At 66.2% G+C, this 25,777-nt stretch carries 18 protein-coding genes and 4 pseudogenes; 7 read left to right on the top strand and 15 right to left on the bottom strand.

Translation table 11 applies throughout. The features are described from left to right. Positions 1–93: 93 nt before the first annotated feature. Positions 94–222 carry a hypothetical protein gene (locus tag OHB12_RS02170; RefSeq protein WP_327115646.1) on the top strand — a complete coding sequence of 43 codons (129 nt, stop codon included), beginning with the start codon at positions 94–96 and terminating at the stop codon, positions 220–222. Positions 223–428: 206 nt separating this feature from the next. On the opposite strand, the gene OHB12_RS02175 is transcribed toward OHB12_RS02170, so the two are convergent. Then, complete coding sequence (locus OHB12_RS02175; protein WP_327115648.1) at positions 429–1,181, bottom strand: LGFP repeat-containing protein; 753 nt, start codon at positions 1,179–1,181, stop codon at positions 429–431. Between the two features lie 171 nt (positions 1,182–1,352). Then, on the bottom strand, positions 1,353–1,691 hold the full coding sequence (locus OHB12_RS02180) for a hypothetical protein (protein WP_327115650.1): 339 nt from the start codon (positions 1,689–1,691) through the stop codon (positions 1,353–1,355). A gap of 238 nt (positions 1,692–1,929) precedes the next feature. On the opposite strand from OHB12_RS02180, the gene OHB12_RS02185 reads away from it, so the two are divergent. Next, a complete protein-coding gene (locus OHB12_RS02185) occupies positions 1,930–2,895 on the top strand; it encodes an AraC family transcriptional regulator (RefSeq protein ID WP_327115652.1) in 966 nt (321 codons plus the stop codon). Between the two features lie 48 nt (positions 2,896–2,943). Here the strand turns inward: OHB12_RS02185 and OHB12_RS02190 are convergent, their stop codons facing one another. The 6 genes and pseudogenes from OHB12_RS02190 to OHB12_RS02215 all read right to left on the bottom strand — a co-directional run bounded on the left by OHB12_RS02190 (position 2,944) and on the right by OHB12_RS02215 (position 9,581). Beyond that, positions 2,944–4,143 carry a cytochrome P450 family protein gene (locus OHB12_RS02190; protein ID WP_327115653.1) on the bottom strand — a complete coding sequence of 400 codons (1,200 nt, stop codon included), beginning with the start codon at positions 4,141–4,143 and terminating at the stop codon, positions 2,944–2,946. A 311-nt stretch (positions 4,144–4,454) separates the two neighbouring features. Further along, a pseudogene (locus tag OHB12_RS02195) lies at positions 4,455–5,332 on the bottom strand (sigma-70 family RNA polymerase sigma factor). A 176-nt stretch (positions 5,333–5,508) separates the two neighbouring features. Continuing rightward, on the bottom strand, positions 5,509–7,077 hold the full coding sequence (locus OHB12_RS02200; protein WP_442800063.1) for a GMC family oxidoreductase: 1,569 nt from the start codon (positions 7,075–7,077) through the stop codon (positions 5,509–5,511). Between the two features lie 139 nt (positions 7,078–7,216). After that, a complete protein-coding gene (locus OHB12_RS02205) occupies positions 7,217–7,795 on the bottom strand; it encodes a TetR/AcrR family transcriptional regulator (protein ID WP_327115659.1) in 579 nt (192 codons plus the stop codon). A 32-nt stretch (positions 7,796–7,827) separates the two neighbouring features. Further along, complete coding sequence (locus tag OHB12_RS02210; protein ID WP_327115660.1) at positions 7,828–9,297, bottom strand: FAD-dependent oxidoreductase; 1,470 nt, start codon at positions 9,295–9,297, stop codon at positions 7,828–7,830. Then, positions 9,252–9,581, bottom strand: a complete 330-nt coding sequence (locus OHB12_RS02215; protein ID WP_442799942.1) for a hypothetical protein — start codon at positions 9,579–9,581, stop codon at positions 9,252–9,254. The genes OHB12_RS02210 and OHB12_RS02215 overlap by 46 nt, the downstream gene beginning before the upstream one ends. A gap of 398 nt (positions 9,582–9,979) precedes the next feature. Between OHB12_RS02215 and OHB12_RS02220 the strand changes: the two are divergent. From OHB12_RS02220 to OHB12_RS02230, 3 genes and pseudogenes are all read left to right on the top strand, one after another. Beyond that, positions 9,980–10,408 (top strand): annotated as a pseudogene (locus tag OHB12_RS02220) (SDR family NAD(P)-dependent oxidoreductase); the annotation flags it as partial. A gap of 221 nt (positions 10,409–10,629) precedes the next feature. After that, complete coding sequence (locus OHB12_RS02225; protein WP_327115661.1) at positions 10,630–12,219, top strand: succinic semialdehyde dehydrogenase; 1,590 nt, start codon at positions 10,630–10,632, stop codon at positions 12,217–12,219. A gap of 113 nt (positions 12,220–12,332) precedes the next feature. Then, entirely contained in the window at positions 12,333–12,818 is a 486-nt protein-coding gene (locus tag OHB12_RS02230) for a glutathione peroxidase (RefSeq protein WP_327115662.1), read from the top strand. 120 nt (positions 12,819–12,938) lie between these two features. On the opposite strand, the pseudogene OHB12_RS02235 reads toward OHB12_RS02230, so the two are convergent. Beyond that, positions 12,939–13,521: pseudogene (locus tag OHB12_RS02235) on the bottom strand (LLM class flavin-dependent oxidoreductase); the annotation flags it as partial. Positions 13,522–13,915: 394 nt separating this feature from the next. On the opposite strand from OHB12_RS02235, the pseudogene car reads away from it, so the two are divergent. Further along, positions 13,916–17,393, top strand: a pseudogene (car, locus tag OHB12_RS02240) (carboxylic acid reductase). 404 nt (positions 17,394–17,797) lie between these two features. Here the strand turns inward: car and OHB12_RS02245 are convergent. Further along, a complete protein-coding gene (locus OHB12_RS02245; protein ID WP_327115663.1) occupies positions 17,798–18,010 on the bottom strand; it encodes a hypothetical protein in 213 nt (70 codons plus the stop codon). Positions 18,011–18,372: 362 nt separating this feature from the next. On the opposite strand from OHB12_RS02245, the gene OHB12_RS02250 reads away from it, so the two are divergent. After that, entirely contained in the window at positions 18,373–19,710 is a 1,338-nt protein-coding gene (locus OHB12_RS02250) for a cytochrome P450 (RefSeq protein ID WP_327115664.1), read from the top strand. Here the strand turns inward: OHB12_RS02250 and OHB12_RS02255 are convergent. The 5 genes from OHB12_RS02255 to OHB12_RS02275 all read right to left on the bottom strand — a co-directional run bounded on the left by OHB12_RS02255 (position 19,707) and on the right by OHB12_RS02275 (position 25,292). Further along, positions 19,707–19,967, bottom strand: a complete 261-nt coding sequence (locus OHB12_RS02255; RefSeq protein WP_327115666.1) for a hypothetical protein — start codon at positions 19,965–19,967, stop codon at positions 19,707–19,709. The genes OHB12_RS02250 and OHB12_RS02255 overlap by 4 nt on opposite strands. Positions 19,968–20,079: 112 nt before the next feature. Continuing rightward, positions 20,080–21,759 carry an IPT/TIG domain-containing protein gene (locus OHB12_RS02260; RefSeq protein ID WP_327115667.1) on the bottom strand — a complete coding sequence of 560 codons (1,680 nt, stop codon included), beginning with the start codon at positions 21,757–21,759 and terminating at the stop codon, positions 20,080–20,082. Positions 21,760–22,401: 642 nt separating this feature from the next. Continuing rightward, on the bottom strand, positions 22,402–22,686 hold the full coding sequence (locus OHB12_RS02265) for a cold shock domain-containing protein (protein ID WP_327115668.1): 285 nt from the start codon (positions 22,684–22,686) through the stop codon (positions 22,402–22,404). A gap of 338 nt (positions 22,687–23,024) precedes the next feature. Beyond that, positions 23,025–23,471, bottom strand: a complete 447-nt coding sequence (locus tag OHB12_RS02270) for a response regulator (RefSeq protein ID WP_327115669.1) — start codon at positions 23,469–23,471, stop codon at positions 23,025–23,027. A gap of 765 nt (positions 23,472–24,236) precedes the next feature. Next, positions 24,237–25,292: a fused (3R)-hydroxyacyl-ACP dehydratase subunits HadA/HadB gene (locus OHB12_RS02275; RefSeq protein WP_327115671.1), complete on the bottom strand. Its 1,056-nt coding sequence runs from the start codon at positions 25,290–25,292 to the stop codon at positions 24,237–24,239. Positions 25,293–25,777 lie beyond the last annotated feature (485 nt).

Consider the following 25,777-nt stretch of genomic DNA (forward strand, 5'->3'; position numbering starts at 1 on the left):
GACCCTCGCCTTATCCAGATCGCGTGGCGCCTGATCAACCTGATAAACCGCAAGCTGGATGACCCGGACCGGCGTGGCGCGCTGCGAGCGGACGTGACGGCCACGGACGTCGTCATGGCAATCGCGATGCTCGCCGCGATGCTTGCGAAGACGGCGCCGCCTTCGGGCGAGGAGACGGCCATACACGCGTGGTCGCTGCTCGAACGTGGGCTGCACGGTTGAACCCGACCCCGGCGCGGTCGAACTGCTCGACCGAGCCTTCGTCGCATACCACATCGGCATTCTGTTGTGCCGCCGCCATTCGCGACGGAAAGGAGCACGGCCCGAGACCGCGGCTGTCCGTGTGATGGTGAACGGCGTCGTCGCCGGGGCGCTGTCCCGCTGATCCGGGGTTCCGGTCGTAATGGCGCAAACGACAACGAATCGTTTCAGGGGGTCCAGGTGATGCGTCCGCCTTGGAAGTCTTGGGCTTTGCCGTTTTCGAAGTCGTACTCGTCGCTGGTGGGGTAGCCGTAGCGGCCTGCTTCGGAGCCTGCGGCTTCCCAGGTGTCGCGCAGGGCGCCCCAGACGACATGGGCTCCCGTGCGAGGGGAGTAGTAGATGGCGCCGCCGCCGAAGAGGTTGTAGCGGCCGTTGTCTTTGCGGGCGGCGGTTTCGTCGGTGATGGGGAAGCCGAGTGGGCTGTTTTCCCAGCCGTAGCTGCCCCATTTGTCGCGGACCGCGCCGCCGATCTGGTGGGCGTCGGTGCCGAGGGACCAGTAGATGGAGCCGCCTTGGAAGTGGTTGTAGACGCCGGGTTTGGTGGGAGTGGCGGCTTCGCGGGTGACGGGGTAGCCGAGGAATCCGCTCTCGAAGCCGAGGTTGCCCCATTTGTCGCGGATGGCGCCGCCGATTTGGTTCGCTCCAGTGCGGGGATGCCAGTAAATCGAGGCGTTGCGCTGGAAGGTTTGATAGCGGCCGCCGCTGGCGGCGTCGGATTCGGGGCTGGTGGGGTCGCCGAAGAAGGCGGGGCCGCCTGCTTGGTCGTATTCGACTTCGATAGCTCCGCCGACGTCGAAAGGGCCGATGGGACGTGCCGTGGCGTCGGTCGCGCCCAGGGTAGCGGCGAGCAGGGCCGCGGTGCCGAGGGTGGTAGCGACTGCGTTGCGTCTGCCTGGTCGGTTGCGGGTTCGCGGTTCCAAAGGATCTCCCTGAGGGGGTGTTGGCTGGTTACGAGCGGTCAAGCACGCGACATCTCCTGTGCCGGGGCGTGCTGCGATCGTTAGCACGACATCATTCTTTGGTGACGAAGTCGGCCGTTTCGACACGCTTGTGACAGCGAGTGGCGCGTGTTCGATCTGGTTGTGGCAAATCTAGCCCGTGACGGTGTGGGTGAACAGTGTCCCGCTGAGTTGTCGGTGTGTTCGAGCCGCGACAGCTTGCGACCGCTGCACCATGTCGAGCAGCGCGTGCGCCTGATCGGCGGCGTTCGGGATCTTTTCGGGGGTTGCCTCGACCATGGTCGCGGTGATGCCCACCTGCGCGTCCTGCGACAGCTCGATGACCAGCGCGTCGAGCTGGTCGTTGTGGAGGTGACCGGACGGGATCAGCACCGTGCCGTCGTCCACGCTCGGCGACGGCGCGACCTCGCCGCACCGGGTGCCCAGCTCGGCTTGGACCCCGGACCGGATCGACGGGTTCTGTGAGAGCACGCGCGACCAGTCGGTGCGTGGTTGTGAACGGCCACAGCAGTACCGGACGGGAATGACCTGGCAATAATGTCTCAGACCACGGGTGTGTGGCGTCGTCGCGGTGCTGGACCTACGACTGGCATCGACAACGCGGACGAGCCATCCGACATAGAACCGAGCGTTGTTATGGTGCAGCCGTATTGTGTTGGTGCACAATACGGTATCGGTGGCTCGACGGCGATAGGTTGGGATTGTCACCATGAAGTGCTATGAGGTGACCGCGAGTGATGCGAAGTCGTGGACTACGGTTGCCAACGGCTTCGTTCCAATGGACTACGAGTACGTCGATCCCGATCGGTGGCACTCGGGGTTGACGGTTCAGGAGTCGACCGTATATCGGTTGCTGCGCTGGGAGCAGCGCGGAACCTGCACGTCCTTCCGCACGCGGACCAACATCCGTCACGTTCCCTGCGACGACTTCTACTGGGTCGTCCTTCCTCAACGGGGCTTGTACTCGGTCCGTTATCGGGATGAGGTGACCTGGACGCATCCCGGCCACGTGGCGCTGACCGCCCTCGATGACGTGTTGCAGCAATACATCCCGGAACTGTCGGCGTACGCGTTCCAGGTGCCACGCACCGAGATCGACCATCGGGCGGGGTCTTCCGGTCCGGGGGCCAGGGTGCTCGACTTGGGCTCCGGCCTCGGCCGGATCACTCAGGCCATGATCCGCAATGTCCACACCGAACGGTCGGACCTGTCCGACCGTGAGTTCAACGCGGTCTGTGATCGGATCGCCGAGCTGCTGTCCTTGCTATCGCTCGGAGACACTCAACCGCAGCGGGCCCATCACGCGCAGATCGCCGAGCAGATTCGGCGATATGTGCGGGCGCACGTCGGCCATGGCGACGTGCGATTGCCCGCGGTGGCACATGCGCTGGGCTGGTCGCCCCGGCAGCTGCGAACGGTACTGCAGCAGTCGGGTACCACGTTCCGTGATGTGCGTCGGGACGAGGCGCTGCGCGCCGCCCGCGACCTGCTCGAGGACCCGGCACGCGAGGCAGTGCCTATCCGCGATCTGGCCATCCGCAGTGGGTTCACCCCGGCCTGGTTCTCCGCGGCGTTCAAAGCGCGTTTCGGCGAGACGCCACGGGATTTCCGGCGTCGCAGGTTGGCGGATCTCACCGAGCGCGGCGGTGCGCAGGAGTCGATGGCGACGCGCTGACCGGAGCCGATCGAGCCGGACGCGGGAGCCGCATCCGGCCGACGTCGTCTAGGTGGCGGAATCGAGTCGCACCGGAAGCTCGAGCGGTCCATTTGTGCTGATTTGGGGGGCGTACTCGATATCCGTCGGTTCGCACGCGAGGCTCAACCGCGGAAAGCGATTGAACAGCATGGAAAGTGCGATGCGGCTCTCGAGTCGGGCGAGTGGCGCACCGAGGCAGAAGTGCGGGCCGCGACCGAAGGCCAACTGGTCCCGGTGGTCGTGGTCGATATCGAACGTATCGGCGTCCGGATAGTGCCGCGCGTCCCTGCCTACTCCGCCGTACCACATCATCATGCTGCCCGCGGGAATATCGACCCCTGCCACCGTCACATCATGGCGTGCGTATCGCATGAGGGCACCGACGACAGATGACTTGTACCGCAGCATTTCCTCCACGACATCGGCCCATCTGGCCTCGGCGAGCGCTTTGGCGCGTTGTTCGGGATGGGTGCACAGCGTGACGACGGCATTGCCCAGAAGGTGCACGGTGGTCTCGTGTCCGGCCACGATCACTATCCAGAGCATGTTGCACAACTCGTCGTCGGTCAGCTCGTTCTCTGCGTTGGCTTGCAGCAATGCGGTGGTGAGATCATCGCCCGGGTGACGCCGTTTGTTCTCCAGCAACTCGGCGAAATAGCCGAGCATGCCCGCCATCGCGTTCTGCGCCTCTTCGCCGGTACTGGTGTGCGAGACGAGCGTGGTGGTCCAGTCTTTGAGCTGCGGCTGTACCGCCCTCGGCACTCCGAACAATTCACAGATCACACGGACCGGGAACGGTGTGGTGAAGGCCGAGACCAGATCGATCTGGTCGCCACCGGGAAAGTTCGCGATCAGGTTCGCGGCGATCTTCTCGATTTGCGGTTCGAGCGCGGCGACCCTGGCCGGAGTGAACGCCTGGCTGATGGTCTTACGCAGCCGCCGGTGGTCGAGACCGTCCTTGTTGAGCATGTGGTCGATATCGGTCAGCGCGCGCATGGGCCAATCGGCCGGAATGGTGCCATCGCGCAAGGCGGGACACTGCGCTGCACTCTTGCTGAATAGTTTGTCATCAAGGACTTCACTGACGGCCTGGTAGCTGACGGCAATCCAGGCGGGCACGCCGCCTGGCAATTCGATAGGAACGACCTCGCCGCGCTCCCGAATTCGGTCATAGGTGTCGTAGGTGGACTCGTTAGCCGTGGGCAGCTGTATTGCTTGTTCGGTCATGCTGTCTCCCAACTAATTGCGGACTGCTGATGAAAGTCTCGGTCGTCCGGACGTGCCGAGAGCGCGGTACGCGGGTTACCTGCCTCGGACCCGAACCGGAAGGCACCAAAACATAAGGACGGCTGCGGAGCGACGCAGCGAGCCATCGCGCGACGGCGAGAACATCGACAGCAGCAGCATGAATGAGATCGACGCGTAGTCGAAGTCGTGGCGGCGGAATCGGCACCGTGACGCAGCCGACAAAAGTTGTCCGCGCGTGGAAGCCGGAAGCCCTTGCGGTGGAATGGTGTCGGATACGTGTGCTGCCGAGATCAATCGGCAAGCACGGCGATCGTCAGCCGCCGCAGCCGGGCCGAATCGGCGATCACTTCGTACCCGCGACCCGCTCGCCGCGCACCGTCACCGTGAGTGCCAGCAACAGCTTGCCGCGTGGGGCGACCAGGATGCCGACGGTGCCGTCCACCAGTGCGAGCGTCGCCAGCCGCGAACGTTGCTGCAGCAACACGGTCTCCCTGGCCACGGTCAGTGCTCCGCGCACTGTCGTCGCCAGGCCCGCTGGGAGTGCGGCAGGGTCGGCCGTCCGGATCACGTCGGGCGCGAGGACGGCCAGCAGTCCTTCGAGATCACCGCTGCGGGCGGCACTGAGGAACGCGTCCACGACATGCCGCTGCGCGACGAGTTCTGCTGGGGCCGTGGCGGTGCCACCGCGCACGCGCTGTCGAGCGCGACTGGCGAGCTTCTTGGTGGTCGCCGTCGTGCGCCCGACGATCGGCCCGATCTGGTCGAACGGCACCGCGAACAGGTCGTGCAGGACGAACGCGACCCGCTCATCGGGACCGAGCTGGTCCAAGACCACCAGCAGCGCACGGCCGACCGCATCGATCAGGACTGCTTCGCGCTCCGGCTCGTTGTCGCCGGCGTCATCCTCCAGCCGGGTCGACCCGTCGAGCGGGTCCGCACGGCGCGCTGCCCTGCCGCGCAGCATATCCAGGCAGATCCGGGACACGACCGTGGTGAGCCAGCCCGGCAGGTTCCGCACGTCCCCGGTGTCGTGCCGGGCCAGCCGCAACCAGGCCTCCTGCGCGGCGTCGTCGGCCTCACTCGGTGAGCCGGGCATACGGTAGGCGACGGCGTGCAGATGCCCGCGCTGCGACTCGAATTCCCGCGCCAACGCGTCGTCGGTGTGCATCGGTCACCTTTCGGCTCTGTGCCGCGTCACCGAGATGACGGATACAACAGCGCCCGGGTGACCGTGGTGCGGCGACGTCTGCCGCCGCTCGGGCACGGAGGTACTCGCACATCGGGTATCCGCTGCCGTATCTCGTGCTGGCGGGGCTGGGGCTTTTCGTGGCGTTGTGAGCCCGACTATCCGGCGAGGATGAACTTGGCCGCCTGCTCGCCGATGAACACCGCGGGCGCGTGCGTGTGGCCGCGGATGATCAGCGGCATCACCGAGGTGTCGGCGACTCGCAGTCCTTGCACACCACGGACTTCCAATCGCGGCGTGACGACGCTACTGGTGTCGGTGCCCATCCGGCACGTGCCGATCGGGTGGTAGAGGGTGTGCGAGTAGGCGTTGAGCGTCAGTTCGAGGATGGCTTCCCGTTCGGTGGGCGCCTGCGGCGGGTAGATCAGCGGGCCGAGCACCGCCTTCATCGACGGCTCGGCCGCGATGTCGGCGCAGACGCGCAGCCCGGCCATCATGGCAGCACGGTCCGCGCCCGCGCTGTCGGACAGATAACGCGGATCGATCAGCGGCTTGGCGTACGGATCGGCGCAGGCCAGCGTGATCCGCCCGCGGCTGTGCGGGCGCAGCAGCACACTCGCGAGGACCACGCCGTGCTCGGTCGGGTCGACCAGTCCCTCATGGAAGAATGGGGCGGGTGCGAAAACCAGCTCCAGGTCGGGCACATCGAGCTCCGGCCTGCTACGTACGAATCCGTACGCCTCGCCCACGTTCGAGGTGAGCATGCCGCAGTGCCGGAGCACGTAGTCCAGCACTTGGCGCGGTTTCAAGGCGGCGAACAGCGAATCGGACGCCACGCTGTAGCCGACGGCCGCGACCAGATGGTCTTGCAGGTTCGCCCCTACGTCCGGCGCGTGCTGCCGCACCTCGATGCCATGGCGGGTCAGCTCATCGCGGTCGCCGATGCCCGAAAGCATCAGCAGCTGAGGGCTGTTGATCGCACCGCCGCACAGCACGACCTCGCGCCGCGCGGTCACCGTGTGGGTGCCGCCGCCGCTGCGGTATTCCACGCCAACGGCGCGCGTGCCGTCGAAGAGCACCCTGGTGGCCAGCGCCTCGGTGCGCACCGTGAGGTTCGCCCGGCGCAGGGCGGGCCGCAAGTACGCATCGGCGGTGCTCCAGCGGCGCCCGCCGCGCTGAGTCACCATGGTCTCGCTGAAGCCCTCCGGCTGCGGCCGGTTCGGCGGCTCGACGGCGTAGCCCGCCTCCTCGACCGCTGCCAGATATGCGGCGGTGAGGCCGCGTGGGCTGCGTTGGCGGGAGATGTGCAGCGGTCCGTCGGTTCCCTCGTCGGGATATTGGGCGTTCTCGACCGATTCGATCCGGCGGAACTGTTCGACGGCCGCGGCGAAGTTCCACTCCGCGCCTGCCAGCAGCGCCCACTCGTCGTAGTCGGCGCGGAATCCACGCACCCACATCATGGCGTTCATCGAGGACGAGCCGCCGAACATCTTGCCGCGCGGCCAGTAGATCTCGCGGTTCGCCAGTTCCGGCTGCGGCTGTGTCAGATAGTCCCAATCCACCTCGGAGCGAAAGAGTTTCGCGAACGCGGCGGGGATATGAATGAACTTGTTCTTATCCGGCGGGCCTGCTTCGAGCAGCACCACGGTCGTTCCGGGATCGGCGCTGAGCCGATTGGCCACGACCGCACCCGCGGATCCCGACCCGACGACGACGTAATCCGCGATGTGCCCATCTGGTTGCACTGTTTTACTCCGATCTGTACCGACTACGGCAAAGATACGATCAAGCGATCGCCCAGGGTTCGGTTTCCGGCCAACCCGGGCGAAGTCACCGGAGTCGGAGGTGGCTCGGCGGTCGTCGGCGCTAGCGCAGGATGAGTAGCGCGGACTTCTCGATCCGGTCGGCGATCTCGGAATGCGATCCGTAACCCATGCCCGCGCGCACCAGCGCGCCCGCGTAAAGCAGTTCGAGTGATTCGACGACATCCTCGTCCGGGTCGGAACCGAGGGCGCGGATGATCCGCTCGCGGATATCGGTCCCGATGCGTCCACGCAGGTGCTGCACGTCGGGGTCGCGGCCGAGCAGCGCGCTGGTTACCGCGCCGGAAAGTTCCTGCTCGTCGGCCACCAGCATCGCGATGTTCCGCAGCTCGGCCACGACCCGCACGATCGGGTCCGGGTCGTCGCTGACCGGTGACGGCGACCCGACCAGCCGCCGCCAGAAGATCTCGGCGACCAAGTGCTCCTTGGAGGAGAAGTAGGTGTACGCCGTGGCGGTCCCGACGCCGGCCGCCGCGGCGACCATTCGTACGGTCATGCCCGCGAATCCTTCGCGCGCAAGCACTTGCACCGCCGCGCGGGTGAGTTTGTCGACGGTGTCGGCTTGCTTGCCCGAAAGCCGGCGTCGGGTCGCCTCGAGCATGACGGAATCGGGTTCGGACATGTGTCTGGATACTACTGGGTCGGCCGGGCCGTTCAGTTCTCGGCCGCCGCGGTGCCCGCCCTGCGCCCGTAGAAGCTTCCGTCGCCCAGCGACGCGCCGCTCACATAGCCGCCCGCGCACAGTCCGGACGTGCACCGGCCCGCCGCGAACAGTCCCGGGATCGGCTCGCCCGAGACATGCAGTACCCGCGAATCGAGATCGGTGCGCAACCCACCGAGGGTGAACCCCGCGGTGAAGCCGCGCAGGTCGAAAGCGGCCAGCGGGCCCTCCAGTGGCCGGACCCATTCCGGCTTCTTACCGAGCAGCGGGTCCTTGCCCTCCGTGGCGTGCAGGTTGTAGCACGCCACGGTCGCCTGCAACGCTTGCGCGGGCAGGCCCATGTCGGACTCCAGTTCGGCGACCGTCTCCGCAGCCCAGGTCGGCGGCTGCCGGAAGAACGGCGTCGAGGTCTCGGTCGCGAGACCGGCTTCATAGGACGTCTCGTCGATCACCAGGTACGCCTGATTCTCCTGCTGGATCAGCGTCGCCTGCCCGATCCGGCCGGGATAGGTGTCCTCGGGGATGTAGCGCTGGCCGCGCCCGTTGACCAGGATGCCGCGTGCCAGCAGCTGCGGGTCGCCGAAGAACGCCACTTCGGTCGCGTCCATGTGCGCCAGTTCCGCGCCCAGCGCCTGGGCCAGCCGGATGCCGATGCCGTCGTGCTCCTCGATCGCCGCCGCGGGCCTGCCGATCAGGCGCGGCGCATGCGCCGCGACCATCCCCTGGTGGTAGGCGAAGCTGCCCGTGGCGAGCACGACGCCGCGGTCGGCGCGGATCGCCACTTCCCGTCCGTAGCGGCGGGCGAGCACCCCGACCACGCGATCGTCGTCGTCGGCGATCAGTTGCCCGATCCGCATGTCGTATTCGACGCGGATGCCGAGTGCGCCCGCGGTGTCGGCCAGCGGCTTCATCAGCATGTAGCCGCCGCTCTTCCGTCCGATGCGCTTATCGGCCATCTGCGGAACGTGGCCGCGCGGTGCGGGTTTCGCGATCACGTTGAACGGTGCCGCGTTCTCGCCACCGGAGTACATCAGCCCTTCGTCGTGCGGCGGCTCCCAGCCCGGCTCGCCCCAGAACGCCTCGCGGAACGGCACGCCGCAGGCGACCAGCCAGTTGTAGTGCTCGACGCTGCCGCGGCAGTAGTCGGCTATCTTCGCCTTGTCCACGCCGGGGCCGAGTGCGGCGAGTAGGAAGGTCTCCATGTTCTCCGGCGTGTCCTCGAAACCGAGGGCCTGCTGTAACGGCGTGCCGCCGCCGAGGTAGATGAAACCGCCCGCCATGGCCGCTGCGCCACCCCAGCCTCCGGTGCGTTCCAGAATCAGCACATCGGCGCCTGCCCTCGCGGCCTCGATGGCCGCGCACACCCCGGCGATGCCGTAGCCCGCGACGACGACGTCGGCCTCATCGTCCCAGGTCGTCACCGTGCTTGCGCGGAGCGGACGAATGGTGCTGGCATCAGACATGTTTCGGATCCTTCACTACTCGGTGCGGTCGGACTGCTGCTGGCGGGCATTCCGACGCCGAGGCCGGGCCCGAGACGGTCGAGGGCGAGCTCGGCCAAGGGAAGTGCGGTGCCGAGGCGGACGCCGAGCTCCAGAGCCAGGGTGAGGTCCTTCTCGCCGAGATCGCGCACATGTCGCAGGACGGGCAGCCAGAAGTCTCCCTCGTCGATCGGGGCTGTGGTGTCCCGCAGCAGCTTGCCGCCGATCAGCAGGCGCGACCCGTCGGCGGGCAGGAGGCTGCTCATGGATGACTCCGATGCTGTCTGGACATATGTATGGAATATAGTCTCGGTCAATGTAGTGATGCAATAACAGGTTCTAATTCTGTCATTCTTGCCGATGTGGCAGCCGGTCGAAGGTGAAATCTCTCTGCGTTTTGCGATCGCCGCACCGGCTTGTGCGCAAGAGTTAGGTGGTACAGCGCATGGATTGTCGGAGTTGTGCGCCGGTGGTAGCGTCAAGACATATGTCCAGTTATGTGTCTCTGTGTAACTGCTTGTACGTCGAGGTCGACGAGAACTCGTTATCGAAACCGGGGAAGGCGCCGAAGCTGCCCAGCCTGGAATCGTCGATGCGGGAGGTGTCGCCATCGGCGAACCCCAGGGAATCATGGTTCGCCGAACTTGCCGTGGAGGCCGGATAAATGCCCAGATTCGCGCCGCACCCGGAACGCAGGCCCGCGGTCGTGTCCGGCGCCTCCTCCGGGATCGGCGCGGCCACCGCTGCGGCGCTGGCCGAACTCGGCCACACGGTCGCCCTCGGCGCGCGCCGAGGGGAGCAGTGCGCCGCGCTGGCGGACAAGATCCGCGCGAACGGCGGCGCGGCATTCGCGCGCCGGCTCGACGTCACCGACCCGGACTCGGTCGAGGAGTTCGTGAGCGCGGCCGAAGATGCGTTGGGCCCCACCGAGATCCTGGTGTCCAGCGCGGGCGACATCGAGTTCGATCAGGTGCACGCGATGCTTCCTTAGCGATTTCTGCAGCAGGTGCAGGTTCACCTCGTCGGCGCACAGCGTCTCGTGCACCGGGTGCTACCCGGCATGCTGCGCAGGCGGCGCGGCGACGTCGTGGTCCGCGCCCTGGAGGCGCGTGCCGATATCGAGCGCGCGGTCCACGACTGCCCGACTCGTGCGCTGTCGATCGTCACGGACGCCTGAGCGAAAATTCTTCGGTCGTGGCAGGTACGTGCGGATACCGCGGCGAATAGTATGGAGACGAACCGGAACGTGTTCTATTTTGGTCGCAATATCCGGCCCGACAGCTGCGACGATGCCCGACGTCATGGAGAGACCCGATGAGCACAGATACCGAGAAGACCACGGCCGCCGTGCCCGCCAGGATCACTGACGAGATGATCGACCGGCTGACCGGGCTGGTCGCCGCTGACGGCAGTGCGGCGCCGTTCACGATGACCGAGGTCTACACCGGTGCGCCGGTCGGCGAACTGCCGCAGTCGACACCGCAGGACGTGGCGGCGGCGTGCGCGCGCGCTCGCGCCGCGCAGCAGGAATGGTCCGCACTGCCGCTGCGGCAGCGCCTGCGTGTGTTCGAGCGTCTGCACGAGCTGATCCTGGGCGAAGTGGAGACCATCGCCGACCTCATCCAGATCGGTTGCGGCAAGACCCGCCGGATGGCCGTCGAGGAATCCTGTGACGTGCCGATGGTTATCAGCCACTACCTGAAGACCGCGCGCCGGGTGCTGCGGCCGAAACGGCACGGCGGCCCCATGCCGCTGCTGACCACCTCGACCGAGGAGCATCGGCCCAAAGGGCTGGTCGCGGTGATCGCACCGTGGAACTTCCCCTTCGCCATCGCCATGTCCGACGCCATGCCGGCACTCATGGCGGGCAACGGAGTCGTGCTCGAGCCGGACAACAAGACGGCCCTCTGCGTGCTCTATGGGGTAGAGCTGTTGCACCGTGCCGGGCTGCCGCGCGGACTGGTCCAGGTGGTGTGCGGCGAGGGGCCGGACATCGGACCCTCCCTGATCGACAACGTCGAGTTCGTCATGTTCACCGGCTCCACCGCCACCGGGCGGGTCGTCGGCGAACAGGCGGGACGCAACCTCATCGGCTGCAGCCTGGAACTCGGCGGCAAGAACCCGATGATCGTGCTCGAGGACGCGAATCTGGACGAGGTGATCCCTGGTGCGGTCTTCGCGGCGTACGCCAACTCGGGCCAGGCGTGCATGCACATCGAGCGGATCTACGTGCACCACGGTATTCACGACGAGTTCGTGCGCCGATTGGTCGCGGCCACCGACGAGTTGAACGGCAAGATCGGCGGCGCGTACGACTACACGCCGGAGTTCGGTTCCCTGGTTTCCCCGCAGCATCTCGAGCGGGTCGCCGCCCACGTCGAGGACGCGCGTGCCAAAGGGGCCACCGTCCACGTCGGCGGCAAAGCGCGCCCGGACATCGGACCCGCTTTCTACGAGGCCACTGTGCTGACCGGGGTGACCTCCGAGATGACGCACGCGACGCTGGAGACCTTCGGCCCGGTCGTCACGGTGTACCCGTTCGACGACGAGCAGGAGGCGGTCCGCCTCGCCAACGCCACCGACTACGGACTGAACGCGAGCGTATGGAGCCGGAATCCGACGCACGCCAACCGGATCGCCGCCCAGCTCCAGGCGGGCAGCATCAACATCAACGACGGGTTCGTCGCGACCTATGCCGCGAAGTCCACACCGTCGGGCGGAGTGAAGCAGTCCGGCGTCGGCACCCGCCACGGGGACCAGGGCCTGCTCAAGTACACCGACACGGTCAACGTCGGTGTGCTCAAGCGCCAGGTGCTCGCCGCGCGGTCGGGTCAGCCCTACGACAAACAGTTGAAGATGACCCTGATGTCGCTGCGGTTCATGCGCCGAACCAGATTGCGCTGAGCGCTGTTCCGTACCGCCCGTCCGGCATCGTGCCCGAGCCCGTACCTGCTCGATCCGGTACCGTGGCGCTCGGGGTGGGCCAACGGAATCAAGAATTGGCAGGTCCGATACGAATGAGCCTTCGAGAAGTACCGCTGCGCACGCTGTCCGGCGAGCCGACGACGCTGTCCGACCTGGTCGGCGATCACGCCGTCCTGGTGGTCAACGTGGCGTCGAAATGTGGTCTGACGCCGCAGTATTCCGGCCTGGTCGAACTGCAGAGGGCCTACGGGCCGCGCGGGTTCAGCGTCGTCGGCGTCCCGTGCAATCAGTTCATGGGCCAGGAGCCGGGTACCGCGGAGGAGATCCAGCAGTTCTGTGCCACCACCTACGGCGTCGACTTCCCGTTGCTGGAGAAGACCGAGGTCAACGGCGAGAACCGGCACAACCTGTATCAGACCCTGGTGGAGACCGCCGACGCCGAGGGTAACGCCGGTGACATCCAGTGGAACTTCGAGAAGTTCCTGATCGACAGGGACGGCAAAGTGGCGGGCCGCTTCCGTCCGACCGTGACGCCCGACGCGCCGGAACTGGTGTCGGCGATCGAATCCGTTCTCTGAAGGTCGACAACGCAGAGCCGTCGTCGAGAGGAACGGCGGCTCTGGTCGTGCTCAGACGCGTCAGGACCGCCGGGTGAGCGGTTCGCGCAGGTCGAGGTGCCTGCGCAGCGTGGTGCCGGTCTACTCGTTGCGGTAGACGCCCCGCTCCTGGAGTTCGGGTACCAGCCAGTCCACGATCTCGTCGAGCCCATTCGGGGCCAGGTAGGGGGAGAGGTTGAAGCCGTCGGTGGCACCGTGCCGGACCCACCGGGCGAGTTCGTCGGCGACCTAGGTGGCGGTGCCCGCGAAGCCGGAGCGTTCGGTCGCCGTGATCACGACTTCCCGAAGCGAAAGATTCTCCTCCTCGGCCCGCGCCCGCCACTCGCGGGCGATGGTTTGCGGGTCTTCGCCGCGGCGGGAGATGACGTCGGCGTGCGCCGCGGCGAAGTCGCGCCCGGTCGGTGAATCGCCCGCCTGGAAGATCACCGGGTGACCTTGTGCGCTGCGCGGCAGCGTCGGGGGTGATCGTCACCCGGAAATGGTCGCTCGCGCGCGTTACCGGGCGCGCCCACGTCGGGCTCTGCTGCGAGGTCGCGATCGCGCCGTCGTCCCGGGAATCCCAGATCGCGCGCACTGTCGCGACGAACTCGGCGGCGCGTTCGTAGCGCAGGGTGTGGTCCAGATAGCCGCCACGCCGGAAGTTGGCGCCGGTCCACGCGTTGTCGCGTAGCGGTTGAGTGCCCCGAGGCCGTGCGTGACCTCGGGGGTCCGCTACCGCGCCGCGCGAGTGCCGCGGCGACGAGTACCGTGACGCCTTCCGATCGCTGTAGCGCCGAGGGCGTGTGCCGCGCTCAGGGCGGTGCCGCCCGCGAGGCCCAGGAACAGAGACCCGAAAATGGCGATACCGACGGGGTGCCGGCAGAACCAGGCTGAGCATGCGCCACAAGGGGCTTTTCCGCATGTTTGCGACATTTAGGAATCTATGTCTCGTGTCACAGATGCTTGTCGCCAGCTATCGTCGGCCTAGAATGTCTTTAGACAAGCTAACGTTCAATTCGAAGACGTCTTCCCGGACAAGGAGGTCGGCTGTGGAGGTAGAGACGCGGGGAACATGGCTCATGGGCCACATCGCCGAGCTGTACGCGGAGCACGAAGACATCCGCAATGCCAGACCGCGTGCGGAGGTGGTCCAGACGATCCGCAAGCCCGAGATGCGGCTCACGGAGATCGTCGAGCAGGTTATGGTCGGCTATGCCGATCGGCCCGCCCTCAGGCAGCGGGCGGTGCGGATAGTGACGGACGAAACCACCGGCCGTACGTCGAGCACTCTGCTGCCGCACTTCGACACCCTCACCTACGGCGAATTGTGGGAGCGCGTCCGCGCGATTGCCGCCGCGTGGCACGGCGCCCCGGAGAATCCGCTGCACGCCGGCGATTTCGTGGCGATGCTCGGATTCACGAGCAGTGACTACGCCACGGTCGACCTGGCCTGTGTGCACTTGGGACTGGTCGCCGTTCCACTGCAGTCCAGTGCGTCTGTCGCACAGTTGACCGCGATCGTCGGGGAGACCGAGCCGAGCGTGGTCGCCGCGACACCAGAACTGCTCGACGCGGCCGTCGAATGCGTCTTGGCGGTTCCCGCGCCGCAGCGGCTGGTGGTCTTCGACTACGACGCGCGCGACGACGGCGGGCGTGCGGCGCTCGAGGCGGCGCGCGAACGACTCGCGGTCGCGGGCAGCCCGGTGGTCGTCGAATCGCTCGACGATGTGCTCGAACGCGGCCGTCGCCTGCCGCCCGCGCCGCTGTACGCCCCCGAGTCGGGGGAGGATCCGCTGGCGTTGCTGATCTACACCTCGGGCAGTACGGGCACGCCTAAGGGCGCGATGTACACCGAACGGCTGGTCACCGCCATGTGGCTGGACCGGCCGGATCTGGCCGCGATCAACCTCAACTACATGCCGATGAGCCATGTCGCCGGCCGCATGTCGCTCACCGGTGTGCTTGCGCGCGGCGGGACGGCGTACTTCGCGGCCACGAGCGACATGTCCACGCTCTTCGACGACATCGCGCTGGCCCGGCCTACCGAGCTGTTTTTCGTTCCGCGCGTGTGCGACATGGTGTTCCATCGCTATCAGAGCGAAGTGGACCGGCGCGGCGGGCCGGGCGTCGACAGCGCAGCGCTGGAAGGGGAGGTGAAAGCCGAACTGCGTCAAGACTTTCTCGGCGGACGCCTTATGACGGCCCTCTGTGGGAGCGCGCCGGTGGCAGCGGAGATGAAAGCCTTCATGGAGTCGGTGCTCTGCCTGGATCTGCACGACGGATACGGCTCCACCGAGGCAGGCGGGGGAATCCTGATCGACAACCAAGTGCGGCGACCGCCGGTGCTCGACTACCGGCTCGCGGACGTCCCCGAGCTGGGCTACTTCCGGACCGACAAACCGCATCCGCGCGGCGAGCTGCTGCTGAAGAGCACCACCATGATTCCCGGGTACTACAAGCGGCCTGAGATCACCGCCGAGGTCTTCGACGACGACGGTTTCTACAAGACCGGCGACATCGTCGCTGAACTCGAACCGGATCGGCTGGTCTACGTCGACCGCCGTAACAATGTGCTCAAATTGTCTCAGGGCGAATTCGTCGCCGTCTCGCATCTGGAAGCCGTCTACGCCACCAGCCCGCTGATCCGGCAGATCTTCGTGTACGGCAGCAGCGAACGCGCTTACCTGCTCGCGGTGATCGTGCCCACCGACGACGCGTTGGCAGACGGCGATCTCGGCAAACTCGAGGCGGCGTTGATCGAGTCGATGCAACGGCTCGCCAAGGACGCCGACCTGCACTCCTATGAGGTCCCCCGCGCCTTCCTGATCGAGACGCGGCCGTTCACCATCGGCGACGGACTGCTGACCGGCATCGGAAAGTTGCTGCGGCCCAAGCTGAAAGAACGCTACAGGCAGCGGTTGGAGCAGTTGTACGCGGAGCTGGCAGAGGGGCAGACCAACGAGTTACTCGACCTGCGCCGCGCCGCGGCCGATCTGCCGGTGCTGGAGACCGTGAGCCGTGCCGCGAGGGCACTGCTGGGTTGCGCGAGCACAGACGTGCGCCCCGACGCACATTTCACCGATCTCGGTGGCGATTCTCTTTCGGCGCTGTCCTTCTCGAACCTGCTGCACGAGATCTTCGGCGTCGAGGTACCGGTGTCGGTGGTGATCAGCCCGGCGAACGGTCTGCGTGAGGTTGCGGACTACGTTGCGGCAGGACGAGATTCGATCGAACCGCGCCCGACCTTCGCGTCGGTGCATGGCGATGGCTCGCGGGTTCGGGCGGACGAGCTCACGCTGGACAAGTTCCTCGACGCCCGCACTCTTGCGAACGCGGCGACATTGCCCACGCCCCGCGGGGCCCGCCAGGACCGTGCTGCTCACCGGCGCGAACGGCTACCTCGGTCGCTTTCTGTGCCTGGAATGGTTGGAGCGGCTGAACGTGATCGGGGGGACGCTGATCTGCCTCGTGCGCGGCGGCGACCAGGCCGCCGCGCGCAAACGCCTCGACGCCGCCTTCGACAGCGGCGACCAGGCGCTCGTCCAGCATTTCCAGGAGCTGGCCGCCACGAACCTCGAGGTGCTCGCCGGCGACATCGGCGAGCCGAACCTCGGCCTGGACGCGGCGACGTGGGACCGGCTCGCCGGCAGCGTGGATCTGATCGTGCACCCGGCCGCGCTGGTCAACCATGTGCTGCCATACCGACAGCTGTTCGGGCCGAATGTGGTCGGCACCGCCGAGTTGATCCGCCTGGCCGTCACCACCCGGCTGAAGCCGTTCACCTATTTGTCGACCGTCGCGGTGGCCGCGCAGATCGATCCGCCCGTCTTCGACGAAGACGGCGACATCCGTGCGATAAGCGCGACGCGCGCTGTCGACGAGAGCTACGCCAATGGCTACGGCAACAGCAAGTGGGCGGGGGAGGTGCTGCTGCGGGAGGCCAACGACCTGTGTGGTCTGCCGGTCGTGGTATTCCGTTCGGACATGATCCTGGCGCACAGCCGCTACGCCGGCCAGCTCAACGTGCCGGACATGTTTACTCGATTGCTGGTGAGCCTGATCGCAACGGGGATCGCGCCGTTCTCCTTCTACCGCACCGGCGCCGAGGGCAACCGGCCACGCGCCCACTACGACGGCCTGCCCGCCGATTTCACCGCCGAGGCGATCACCACCCTCGGTGCCGCGGCCACCGCAGGCTTCCAGACCTTCGACGTGCTCAACCCACACGACGACGGCCTCTCGCTCGACGAGTTCGTCGACTGGCTGATCGACTCCGGTCACCGGATCGAGCGGATCGCCGACTATGGCGAGTGGTTCGCCCGCTTCGAGATCGCGCTGCGGGCGTTACCGGAAAAGCAGCGCCAGGCGTCCCTGCTGCCGTTGCTGCACGCCTACCGGCGCGCGGCTCCCGCCGTTCGCGGCTCCGCCCTTCCCGCGAAGAAATTCCGATCCGCCGTCCAGGCCGCGAAAATCGGTACCGATCACGATATTCCGCACGTGTCGCGTGGGCTCATCGAGAAATACGCGACCGACCTGAAACTGCGGGGCCTGCTGTAAGCGTCGCGTGGCTCGACTCGGATGCTGCCCCTTCGCTGGGACGCGCTTCGAGTTCGCCGCTCACCAGCGGCTGCTGTCCGCTCAGGCAGTGGACGTTGGTAATCCGGCTGCCGGATCTCGGAGTTGACGGCGAAGTCGCGTGCGGGTTCGGCGGGCTGGTTGTGCCAGCGGATGTGCGCGGCGACGGCGTCGTCCTGCTCGCCGTAGCTGCGGTGGTAGGTTGTCCGCAACCGCTTCGGCTTGCGCCGCGGCCGCCGGTCACGACCGGCGCGTGGCAACCAGGTCGAGTGGTCCGAACTCGTCCACACGGATCACGCGCCCGTCTGCGGCTGGGTTGTCGTAGACATCGAGCACCCCGCCCGTCGACCTCGTCTTCGAAATCTGCGGCTAGGAGCCGCTCTCGATCAGTTCGCGCAGGAAGCAGAGAGGGCAATGGGGTCGAAAGGAGCTGTCGTCTCGGCCTGGGCGGTGTCCGTGGGTTCCAGCGGTACTCCGTCCGGGGCCGCCGCCGCGATCGCCGGCTGCAGACCGATTGCAAGCGAGATCGCCCCGGCGGCAATGACATTCAGCATGCCACGGTCCATGAGGTCCTCCAGGTTGATGAGAGAAGTCGCCACGGTATCAGGGTTCGCCCCAGAGCAAAGCCCTGATCTGACACAGAATCTGCCGCGACAAGGTGGTCGCGGCAACGCCAGTTATTCCTACCGAATCGGGCCGCGGCGTCTGACGCTGTAAATCCGGGCGAGTGCTTGGTCTGGTCCGGGTAAGCGTTCTTCGGCATGCGTCAGAAACTCATCCGCAACGATAGTTCCAACACCATTCCCGATGGGCTGCCAGGTGTTAGCCTCGATCAGCTCGGCGCGAGGGAATGCCGTAGACCGATTCAGAAGGGAGATAACCGATCACGGGTCCAGTTGCACCCCCATCGAGGCACGCGCCGATCGACCTGAAAATCGTCACCCGTACAAAAGCTGGGCATGTGACCGAGCCGCGTGCCGCGCGTACCGACCATGTCGTCGAATGCCTATTCCTTTTGGAGTCCCGTCTTTTGACCACGCCACATTTCCAGCCACCCACGTCGACGTCCGATCCTGGCTGCCCCATCCAGCACGGTTCGCCGATCGACACCGACGGCCACAGGGTCGCACTGTATTCGGAGGCATTCGCGGCGGATCCGCACCACGCCTACCGTGAGATGCGTCGCAGGTATGGTCCACTCGTTCCGGTGGAGCTGGCGCCGGACGTGCCCGCCACTTTGGTGATCGGCTACTACACGGCCCTGCGCATCCTCCACGACCCCGAGCACTTTCCAGCCGATCCGCGCACCTGGCAGAAGAACATTCCCGGCGAGTGCCCGATCCTGCCGATGCTGGAGTGGCGGCCCAATGCCTTGCGCAGCGCGGGCCTGGAGCACCTGCGCTACCGGCAGGCCACCGTTGCGGCCATCTCCGAGGTCGATCTGCACGCCATGCACGCCACTATCGAGCAGATCGCCATTTCGGTGATCAATGCATTCTGCCAGGACGGCGCGGCGGAGCTGATCAGCCAGTACGCGTTTCCGCTCACCTTCGCGGTGCTCAACGCCATACTCGGCTGCCCACCGGATATCGGGCAGCACGTCGCGACCGGCATGGCCGCCATCTTCGAGGGCGTCAACGCAGCCAAGGGCAACGCGATGATCACCGACGCGCTGTTCAACCTGGTGCAGACGAAGCGGAAGGAACCGGGCGACGACATCACCTCGCGGCTGTTGCAGCACCCCGCTGCCCTCGACGACGTGGAGATGATCCACCAGCTGGTCACGATGTACGGCGCGGGAATCGAGCCGACGCAGAACTTGATCGTCAACACCCTGCGGTTGATGCTCACCGACCACCGGTTCGCGGGCGGCATCCTCGGCGGCAGCCTGTCGACACGCGACGCCCTCGACAAGGTGCTGTTCAGCGATCCGCCGGGGGCCAACTACTGCGTCAGCTACCCGAAGCAGCCCATTCTCATCGACAGTGTCTGGCTGCCCGCGCACCAGCCGGTCGTGATCAGCATGACCGGCTGCAACAACGACCCCGCTATCAATACGGGTGAATACACCGACAACCGAGCTCATCTCGCATGGAGTCTCGGACCGCACGCCTGTCCGGCCGGGTCGGCGGCGTACCTGATCGCCCAGGACGCCATCGATCAGTTGCTCGATGCCCTGCCCGAGATGCGGCTCGCCGTCGCGGCGCAGGACCTGGTCTGGCGACCCGGTCCCTTCCACCGCGCGCTGGTTTCCTTGCCCGTCGTCTTCCCGAAATCACCTCCGCTGACTGTCTTTTAGAGAGACAGCCGATCCCGCGGCTGGATGGCCCGCGCGATCGCTTGCCACCGAGACGGTGCGTGCGCGGCGGCGGTCGAACCGGGCTCGACGAGGTCGGCCACTGCGGGTCGTAGTGCCTCGATGACCTCGGTGCGGCCGATCTCGTCCATACGAATTCCATCCCTGGGTGCGCGAGAGGCGGGAAACTGGTCGTCGACGTTCGGGTGATCTTCAGCGCCGGTGGACGGGTAGGTGGGTGGACGGCTGGAGGAGACCACGATCTGCTTGTCGGGGCGTGCCGGTACGCACTGTGTCACCGGCCCGCAAACGACGGCAATTCTCGAAGCTGACTCCAGCCGCCACGGTGGGCGTCGATACAGGGTCATTGGATCAGAGGGTCGGGTTTTCCTCGTAGCTGTAGGTCCAGGAGCTCTGGCCGCACGGGGTGGTGACGTCGATGGTGATTCCTGGGTTTGCTGGGTGGGGCGGGGCGATGGTGCTGATCGTGGTGTCGGAGATGACAGAGAAGCTTGCCGGGATGCCGTCGAAGGTCACGGTGTCGGTGTGGGTGAGTCCGTTGCCAGTGATGGTCACGAGGCTGCCGCCGGTGGTCGGTCCGGCGCTCGGGGTGACGTTGTTGATGTTGGGGCTGGGGAGGTAGGTGTAGGTGAGATCGTCGGCGCTGCCGCCCGGTGTCGTCACGATGACCGGGAAGGTGCCGGGGCTTTGTCCGAATATGGTGCCGACGATGAGCTGGGTGGGCGTGGCGGACTGGATGGTGACGGGGCTGGGGCCGATGGACACGGCAATCGCGCCGGACAGGTTGAAGCCGGTGATGACCGCGGTGCCGCCGTCGGGGGAGCCTTCGGCGGGGCTGATGCTGTTGATCTGCGGTGGTGGGAAGTAGATGAAGTATCCCAGGGATCCGGTGCCGCCCGGGGTGGTGACCGTCACGGGGACCGCTCCGGCCCCGGCAGGGGTGGCGACGGTGATCGAGGTCGGAGTGTTGGTGAGGATGGTGGCTTCGGTGGTGCCGAAGTGCACGGCGCTGGCGTTGGCGAGGTTGTGGCCGTTGATGGTCACGAGGGTGCCACCTGCGGTGCTCCCTTCCCGTGGGACCAGGGTCAGAGGGATGACGCTGAGTGTGTTGTCGTCGGTGTTGGTCACGTAGAGGAGGGAGTCGTCCGAGGTGACGGCGACACCGCTCGGGCCTTGCCCGACCCGCAGGTTTCCGGACAGCGTGTTGGTGGCGGTGTCGATCACGCTGGCGGTATTGGAGCCGTAGTTCGCCACGTAGACGTGGGCGCCGTTCTGGCTGATGGTCATGAAACGCGGCACGACGCCGACCGGGATGGTAGCGGTGATGGTGTTGGTGGCGGTGTCGATCACGCTGAGAGTGCTGGCGAAGTTGTTGCTGACGTAGGCGCGCGTGCCGTCCGGGGTGATCGCCACGACCGAGGGCCCGCCGCCCCCAGGGATGGTAGCGGTGATGGTGTTGGTGGCGGTGTCGATCACGCTGAGGGTGTCGCCGAGGATGTTGCCGACGTAGGCGCGGGACCCGTCCGGGGTGACCGCCACACCGGTCGGCAGCACTCCCACCGCGATGGTAGCGGTGATGGTGTTGGTCGCGGTGTCGATCACGCTGACCGTGTCGCTGCCCTGGTTCGCCACGTAGACGTGGCCGCCGTCCGGAGTGATTGATACGCCAGTAGGCGCCGTCCCCACCGGGACGCTCGCGGTGATGGTGTTGGTCGCGGTGTCGATCACGCTGAGCAAGCCATCCTCGGCCACGCTCACATAGAGGCGGCCCCCGTCGGGTGCGAAAGCAAACAGCCTCGGCCCCGCCCCTGTGGGAATGGTCGCGACGACACCGTCGGTCGCGGTGTCGAGCACAGTGACGGTGTTCGACGTACTGCCGGCCACGTAGGCGCGTGTCCCGTCGGGAGACAGCACCACCCCCAGAGGGCTGCCACCCATCGGTAAGACGGTGTCGGCGGCCGAAAGCGCGACGGGCGCAAGGTCCCCGGCCTCGGGGCCGAGCAGGGACAACGATCGCGTGTTGGTGGACATGAGACTCCCCCCTTTGTAGTGGGTTTTTCAGGATGGCGAACGGCCATCAGGTTGAGAGATTGCAGAAACGCACCGGCTCGGCCATGCCTGAACGAAGATCCCGGCTGATCGCCGCGTACAACTCTTTCGACATCTTCGACATGAGCGCCCCCTCGGCAGCATCACCATCGTTACACTACAAACTGACCGAAACACTGGAATTCGTGCACATCGACTTCGCGACACGCCGGGACGCACTGAGATTCGGATGTAAACCACGCTGGAAATGGTGCGTAAACCAGGATCTCTCGGAGCCTCCGCTCGTGGTTCCGCTTGCCTTGTTTCAGCGAAGTCGACTTATTGCCAAGAGAATTGAGCGAGTGCTTGGTTTCTCGCCACCGTAGACGGTCCGACTCGCAGTGCGATCGCACTGCGTGGTCGAGCGATCTGCGTATTCCCGTGGCGTCAGCTCTGCGTCCGACTGCCAAATGTCGGATCCACCGAAATGCTTGCCCCCCAAATCTTCCGGCAGAGCTCGTAGGAGCGGGCCACACTATAGCGGTGGCCCGCGTCCAAGCGATACGCGAGGGTAAAATGGCGCACTCGCGTTCGTCACATGATCTGAGGCGGATCGCGTCGCTTCGGCTGTAGGTGTGGGGCCGATCAGCCGTCGGCGGCGGTTCCGGCGTCCGTGGCACCGGGAAGGAGCGGACGAACGGCAATGGCCTCAGGACCGCGCTTGCGCACGGTTGCGGTGAAGATGACTGGTTGGCCGGCGGTGAGGGATTTGTAGCCGGTGGTCTCGATGCTGGTGTACTCGACGAAGACCGGCGTGGGGTCGTCGTCGGGCTGCAGAAATCCGAAACCTTTCTCGACGTTGAACCAGGCCACGGTGCCGCGGCGCCAGGACTCCGCAGACGTGCTTGGACGCTGCTGCCGACCGATCACGTGGATTGGGTGGCGGCGGGCACGCGACTGTGCCGAGGTCGATCGACGTGCATGACGCGCCGCCACCAAGCGTCGAGGGGGCTGGGGTCGGGCCAGACGATCGGGGTCTCGGGCGTGCCGACGGCTTCGGTTGCGTTCGGTCTCGGCGGGGTGCGACGGGATTCGGTGGGTGCCATGATCGAGGTTACTCCATCAGGTGATCTGTGTGCCAGGGGATAATCCCCGATGCGGCAACATCTTTCGTGTTTCCGGCAGGCATCTGGTTCGTTGCTGCCGCAGGCGAGCCATTCCGGAACGGCGTACCGGATGGCGTGATTCGGCGGCTGTCGAGCGAATTGTTACGAATGGCGGCGCGGCAGGCGCACGACCTGGACGAAGAACTCGTCGATCTGTTTGATCGCGGCGACGAACTGGTCGAGGTCGACCGGCTTGGTGACATACGCGTTCGCATGCAGCCGGTAGCTGCGCAGGATGTCCTCTTCGGCCGCCGATGTGGTCAGCACGACCACTGGAATGTGCGCGAGGCCGGGGTCGGCCTTGATCTTCTCCAAGACCTGCCGCCCGTCGTACTTGGGCAGGTTGAGATCGAGCAGTATCAGATCCGGTCGTACCGCCTCGGCGTGTGCGCCCTGGCGGTAGAGGAAATCGAGAGCTTCCTCTCCGTCGCGAACGACGTGCAGCGTGTTGCCGATCTTGTTGTCTTCGAAGGCTTCCCGGGTCATCAACTCGTCGCCGGGGTCGTCCTCGACGAGCAGGATGTCGATGGGCTGGCCGTGGACGGTCATGCGGATGCTCCTTCAGAACGAAAGGATCGGTGGTGCGGGTGTGCCTGTCGGGTTCGAGGCGCGCGGGTTTCTGCCCTGGCAACTCCACGTCGACGGCCACTCGGGCAGGTTGTCCGATCGGTCACGCCGCATGAACACCGACGGTCGGGGATGTGCTCGGGATGAAGGGCTGACTGCGTTGATGCCGTCGTCGGCAAGCACCGACAACGGGGCCTCCGATCACCGATTGACGCCGGCGGACGCCGACTGTCTCAGCGGCCGGTTGCTGGACCGAAGAGGTAGCAGCGATCGTATCCGATCTTCGGTCGGGTCGAGACATGACGCCGACCAGTGGGAATCGGCGTCCGAACGGCGTCTTGCGTGGGAGTCAGACCGTAGGGGTGCAGGATGTCTGCTCGGCGCGGTCGAGCGCGCCCTCGCGGCGCGGCGATCGCAGTTCCGCCAAGCTGCGGGCGACGACCGTGACATGTGCCGCTATGACCGCCAGGGAAGCAGAGCCGACCGCAGCGAGAAGCACAACCACGACAGATACCGGTCCTTTCGGGCGCGAGCGGGCCGGGATGCCCGCTTCATCGGATGCGGAGCGCGGGCCCGCCGATTCTGGCAGCGCGCGCTCCGTGTCCAACGTGCCCCGACTCTTCCGGACCAAACACACCGAGTTCGCACCGGTGACGCTGCCGCCGATCACGAGAACGTCGATCCCGCATCGTCACCGGGCCGACCACGAATTCGTGGTGCGGCGGTGGCGCGATACGGGTGAGGCGATCAGGCGAGGGCGACCTCGGCCGTCGCGCGGCCGAAGATCTTGCGCCCGTCGTGCTCGGCCGTGACCGCCACCGTCGCGGTCCGCGCGTCCGGATTCAGGTCCTTCACCCTGCCGCGGAACTCGATCCGCCCGCCGGTCTCGGTGACATGGACCGGGCTGGTCAGACGCACGTTGTAGGCCCGCACCGCGCCGGGGTCGCCGAGCCACGAGGTGAAGAAGTCCACACTGAGCCCGATCGTCAACATGCCCTGGGCGACAACGGTATCGAGTCCCATCTGCGTGGCGATCTCGGCGCTCCAGTGGATCGGGTTCGCATCGCCTGCGACGCCGGCGTAGTTGACCAGGTCACCACGGCTGAGCGCGAGCGTGCGCGGGGGCAACTCGTCGCCGATGGCTACCGCGTCGAATGACAGTGCGTGCGCGGGTGCCGTAGCCGCGGGCACGCGCCGCACCGGCTCGGAGGTCTGCGTACCGACGTACCGCGGCGGCAGCGTCCGGTGTGACTTCCGTGTGTCCGGGTGTGCGCCGTGCATCACGATCGCATCGACCGAGCGGGGTATGGCGCCGTTGGCGCGGCCGAACAGGCTGGTCCGGGAAGTGAGGACAGGCCGATCGTTCTGGTCGACTATGGTCTGGCGCAGCCCGATGAGGTCGCCGCCGAACGCGGGGCGGAACGAGTCGAGGCACATCTCGAAGCCGACCCGGTCACCGGCCAGCAGCGGGCGGTGGAACTCGATCATCAGATCGGTCTGGATCATGTTGCCCAGTTCGTGACCGGGCAGGATTATGTCGAACACCTCGGCGTAGGCAAGGTACCCGGGAACGGAGCCGAAGGTCGGTGGCGCCAGGAGACGGTCGTAGCCGAAGCCGGCCGCTGCGTCCTCTGACCAATGCGCGGGGTGGTAGTTACGCACCGCACTCGCGTACTCGCGAATCTTCTCGCGCCCGACCTCGTAGTAATCGCAGGTGCGGTACCGACGCCCGATTATCGAAGACGTAAGCGCTGCGGGATCGATCACTTCGGTCTCACCGGACGTTGAACGGTTGCTGGACATCGCGGGGAATCTACCCAATGAACCGCGAATTTCCGGTCAGCCCGCATCACACGCCGTTTCGCGGATCGACACCGAGAACGGAATGCGCCTGTGATCGAGCACGGCTCAGAAGCGGTACGCAGATGCTGTCCCGTTACCTCGTATGCCTTTCGACTGGAGGCACCTGTCTCTGCATACGCGAAAATATGGTCGTTGATGCCCTTGCTTCTGAAAATTTTGCCGTCGAATGTCTGGCTTAGCGGTAGATTTGTGACGGGCACCGGGAAAGTTGATCGACAGAAGGGTATCGGCATTCAGTGACCGTGGACGTACCTCGACAGGCGGCAGGCCGGCTCTGGGGGAGCTGGGCCGGAAGATGTCGGTGTGCGGGCCGCGCGGTCGGAGGTGCGCGATGCGCCTCGCTTCGATTCCGGCACATCTTCGTCCGCGGAGCCCCTTGTGACCACTCGCGATGCGTTCCCGACCTCGTCGAGCTCGCGTGCAGG

This window comes from Nocardia sp. NBC_01730 (assembly GCF_035920445.1).
Lineage (GTDB): Bacteria > Actinomycetota > Actinomycetes > Mycobacteriales > Mycobacteriaceae > Nocardia.

Excerpts from the sequence above, each read along its gene's own strand:
- OHB12_RS02185 (WP_327115652.1), top strand. The coding sequence starts at position 1,930 with ATGAAGTGCTATGAGGTGACCGCGAGTGATGCGAAGTCGTGGACTACG.
- OHB12_RS02190 (WP_327115653.1), bottom strand. The coding sequence starts at position 4,143 with ATGACCGAACAAGCAATACAGCTGCCCACGGCTAACGAGTCCACCTAC.
- OHB12_RS02205 (WP_327115659.1), bottom strand. The coding sequence starts at position 7,795 with ATGTCCGAACCCGATTCCGTCATGCTCGAGGCGACCCGACGCCGGCTT.
- OHB12_RS02210 (WP_327115660.1), bottom strand. The coding sequence starts at position 9,297 with ATGTCTGATGCCAGCACCATTCGTCCGCTCCGCGCAAGCACGGTGACG.
- OHB12_RS02215 (WP_442799942.1), bottom strand. The coding sequence starts at position 9,581 with ATGAGCAGCCTCCTGCCCGCCGACGGGTCGCGCCTGCTGATCGGCGGC.
- OHB12_RS02225 (WP_327115661.1), top strand. The coding sequence starts at position 10,630 with ATGAGCACAGATACCGAGAAGACCACGGCCGCCGTGCCCGCCAGGATC.
- OHB12_RS02230 (WP_327115662.1), top strand. The coding sequence starts at position 12,333 with ATGAGCCTTCGAGAAGTACCGCTGCGCACGCTGTCCGGCGAGCCGACG.
- OHB12_RS02260 (WP_327115667.1), bottom strand. The coding sequence starts at position 21,759 with ATGTCCACCAACACGCGATCGTTGTCCCTGCTCGGCCCCGAGGCCGGG.
- OHB12_RS02270 (WP_327115669.1), bottom strand. The coding sequence starts at position 23,471 with ATGACCGTCCACGGCCAGCCCATCGACATCCTGCTCGTCGAGGACGAC.
- OHB12_RS02275 (WP_327115671.1), bottom strand. The coding sequence starts at position 25,292 with ATGTCCAGCAACCGTTCAACGTCCGGTGAGACCGAAGTGATCGATCCC.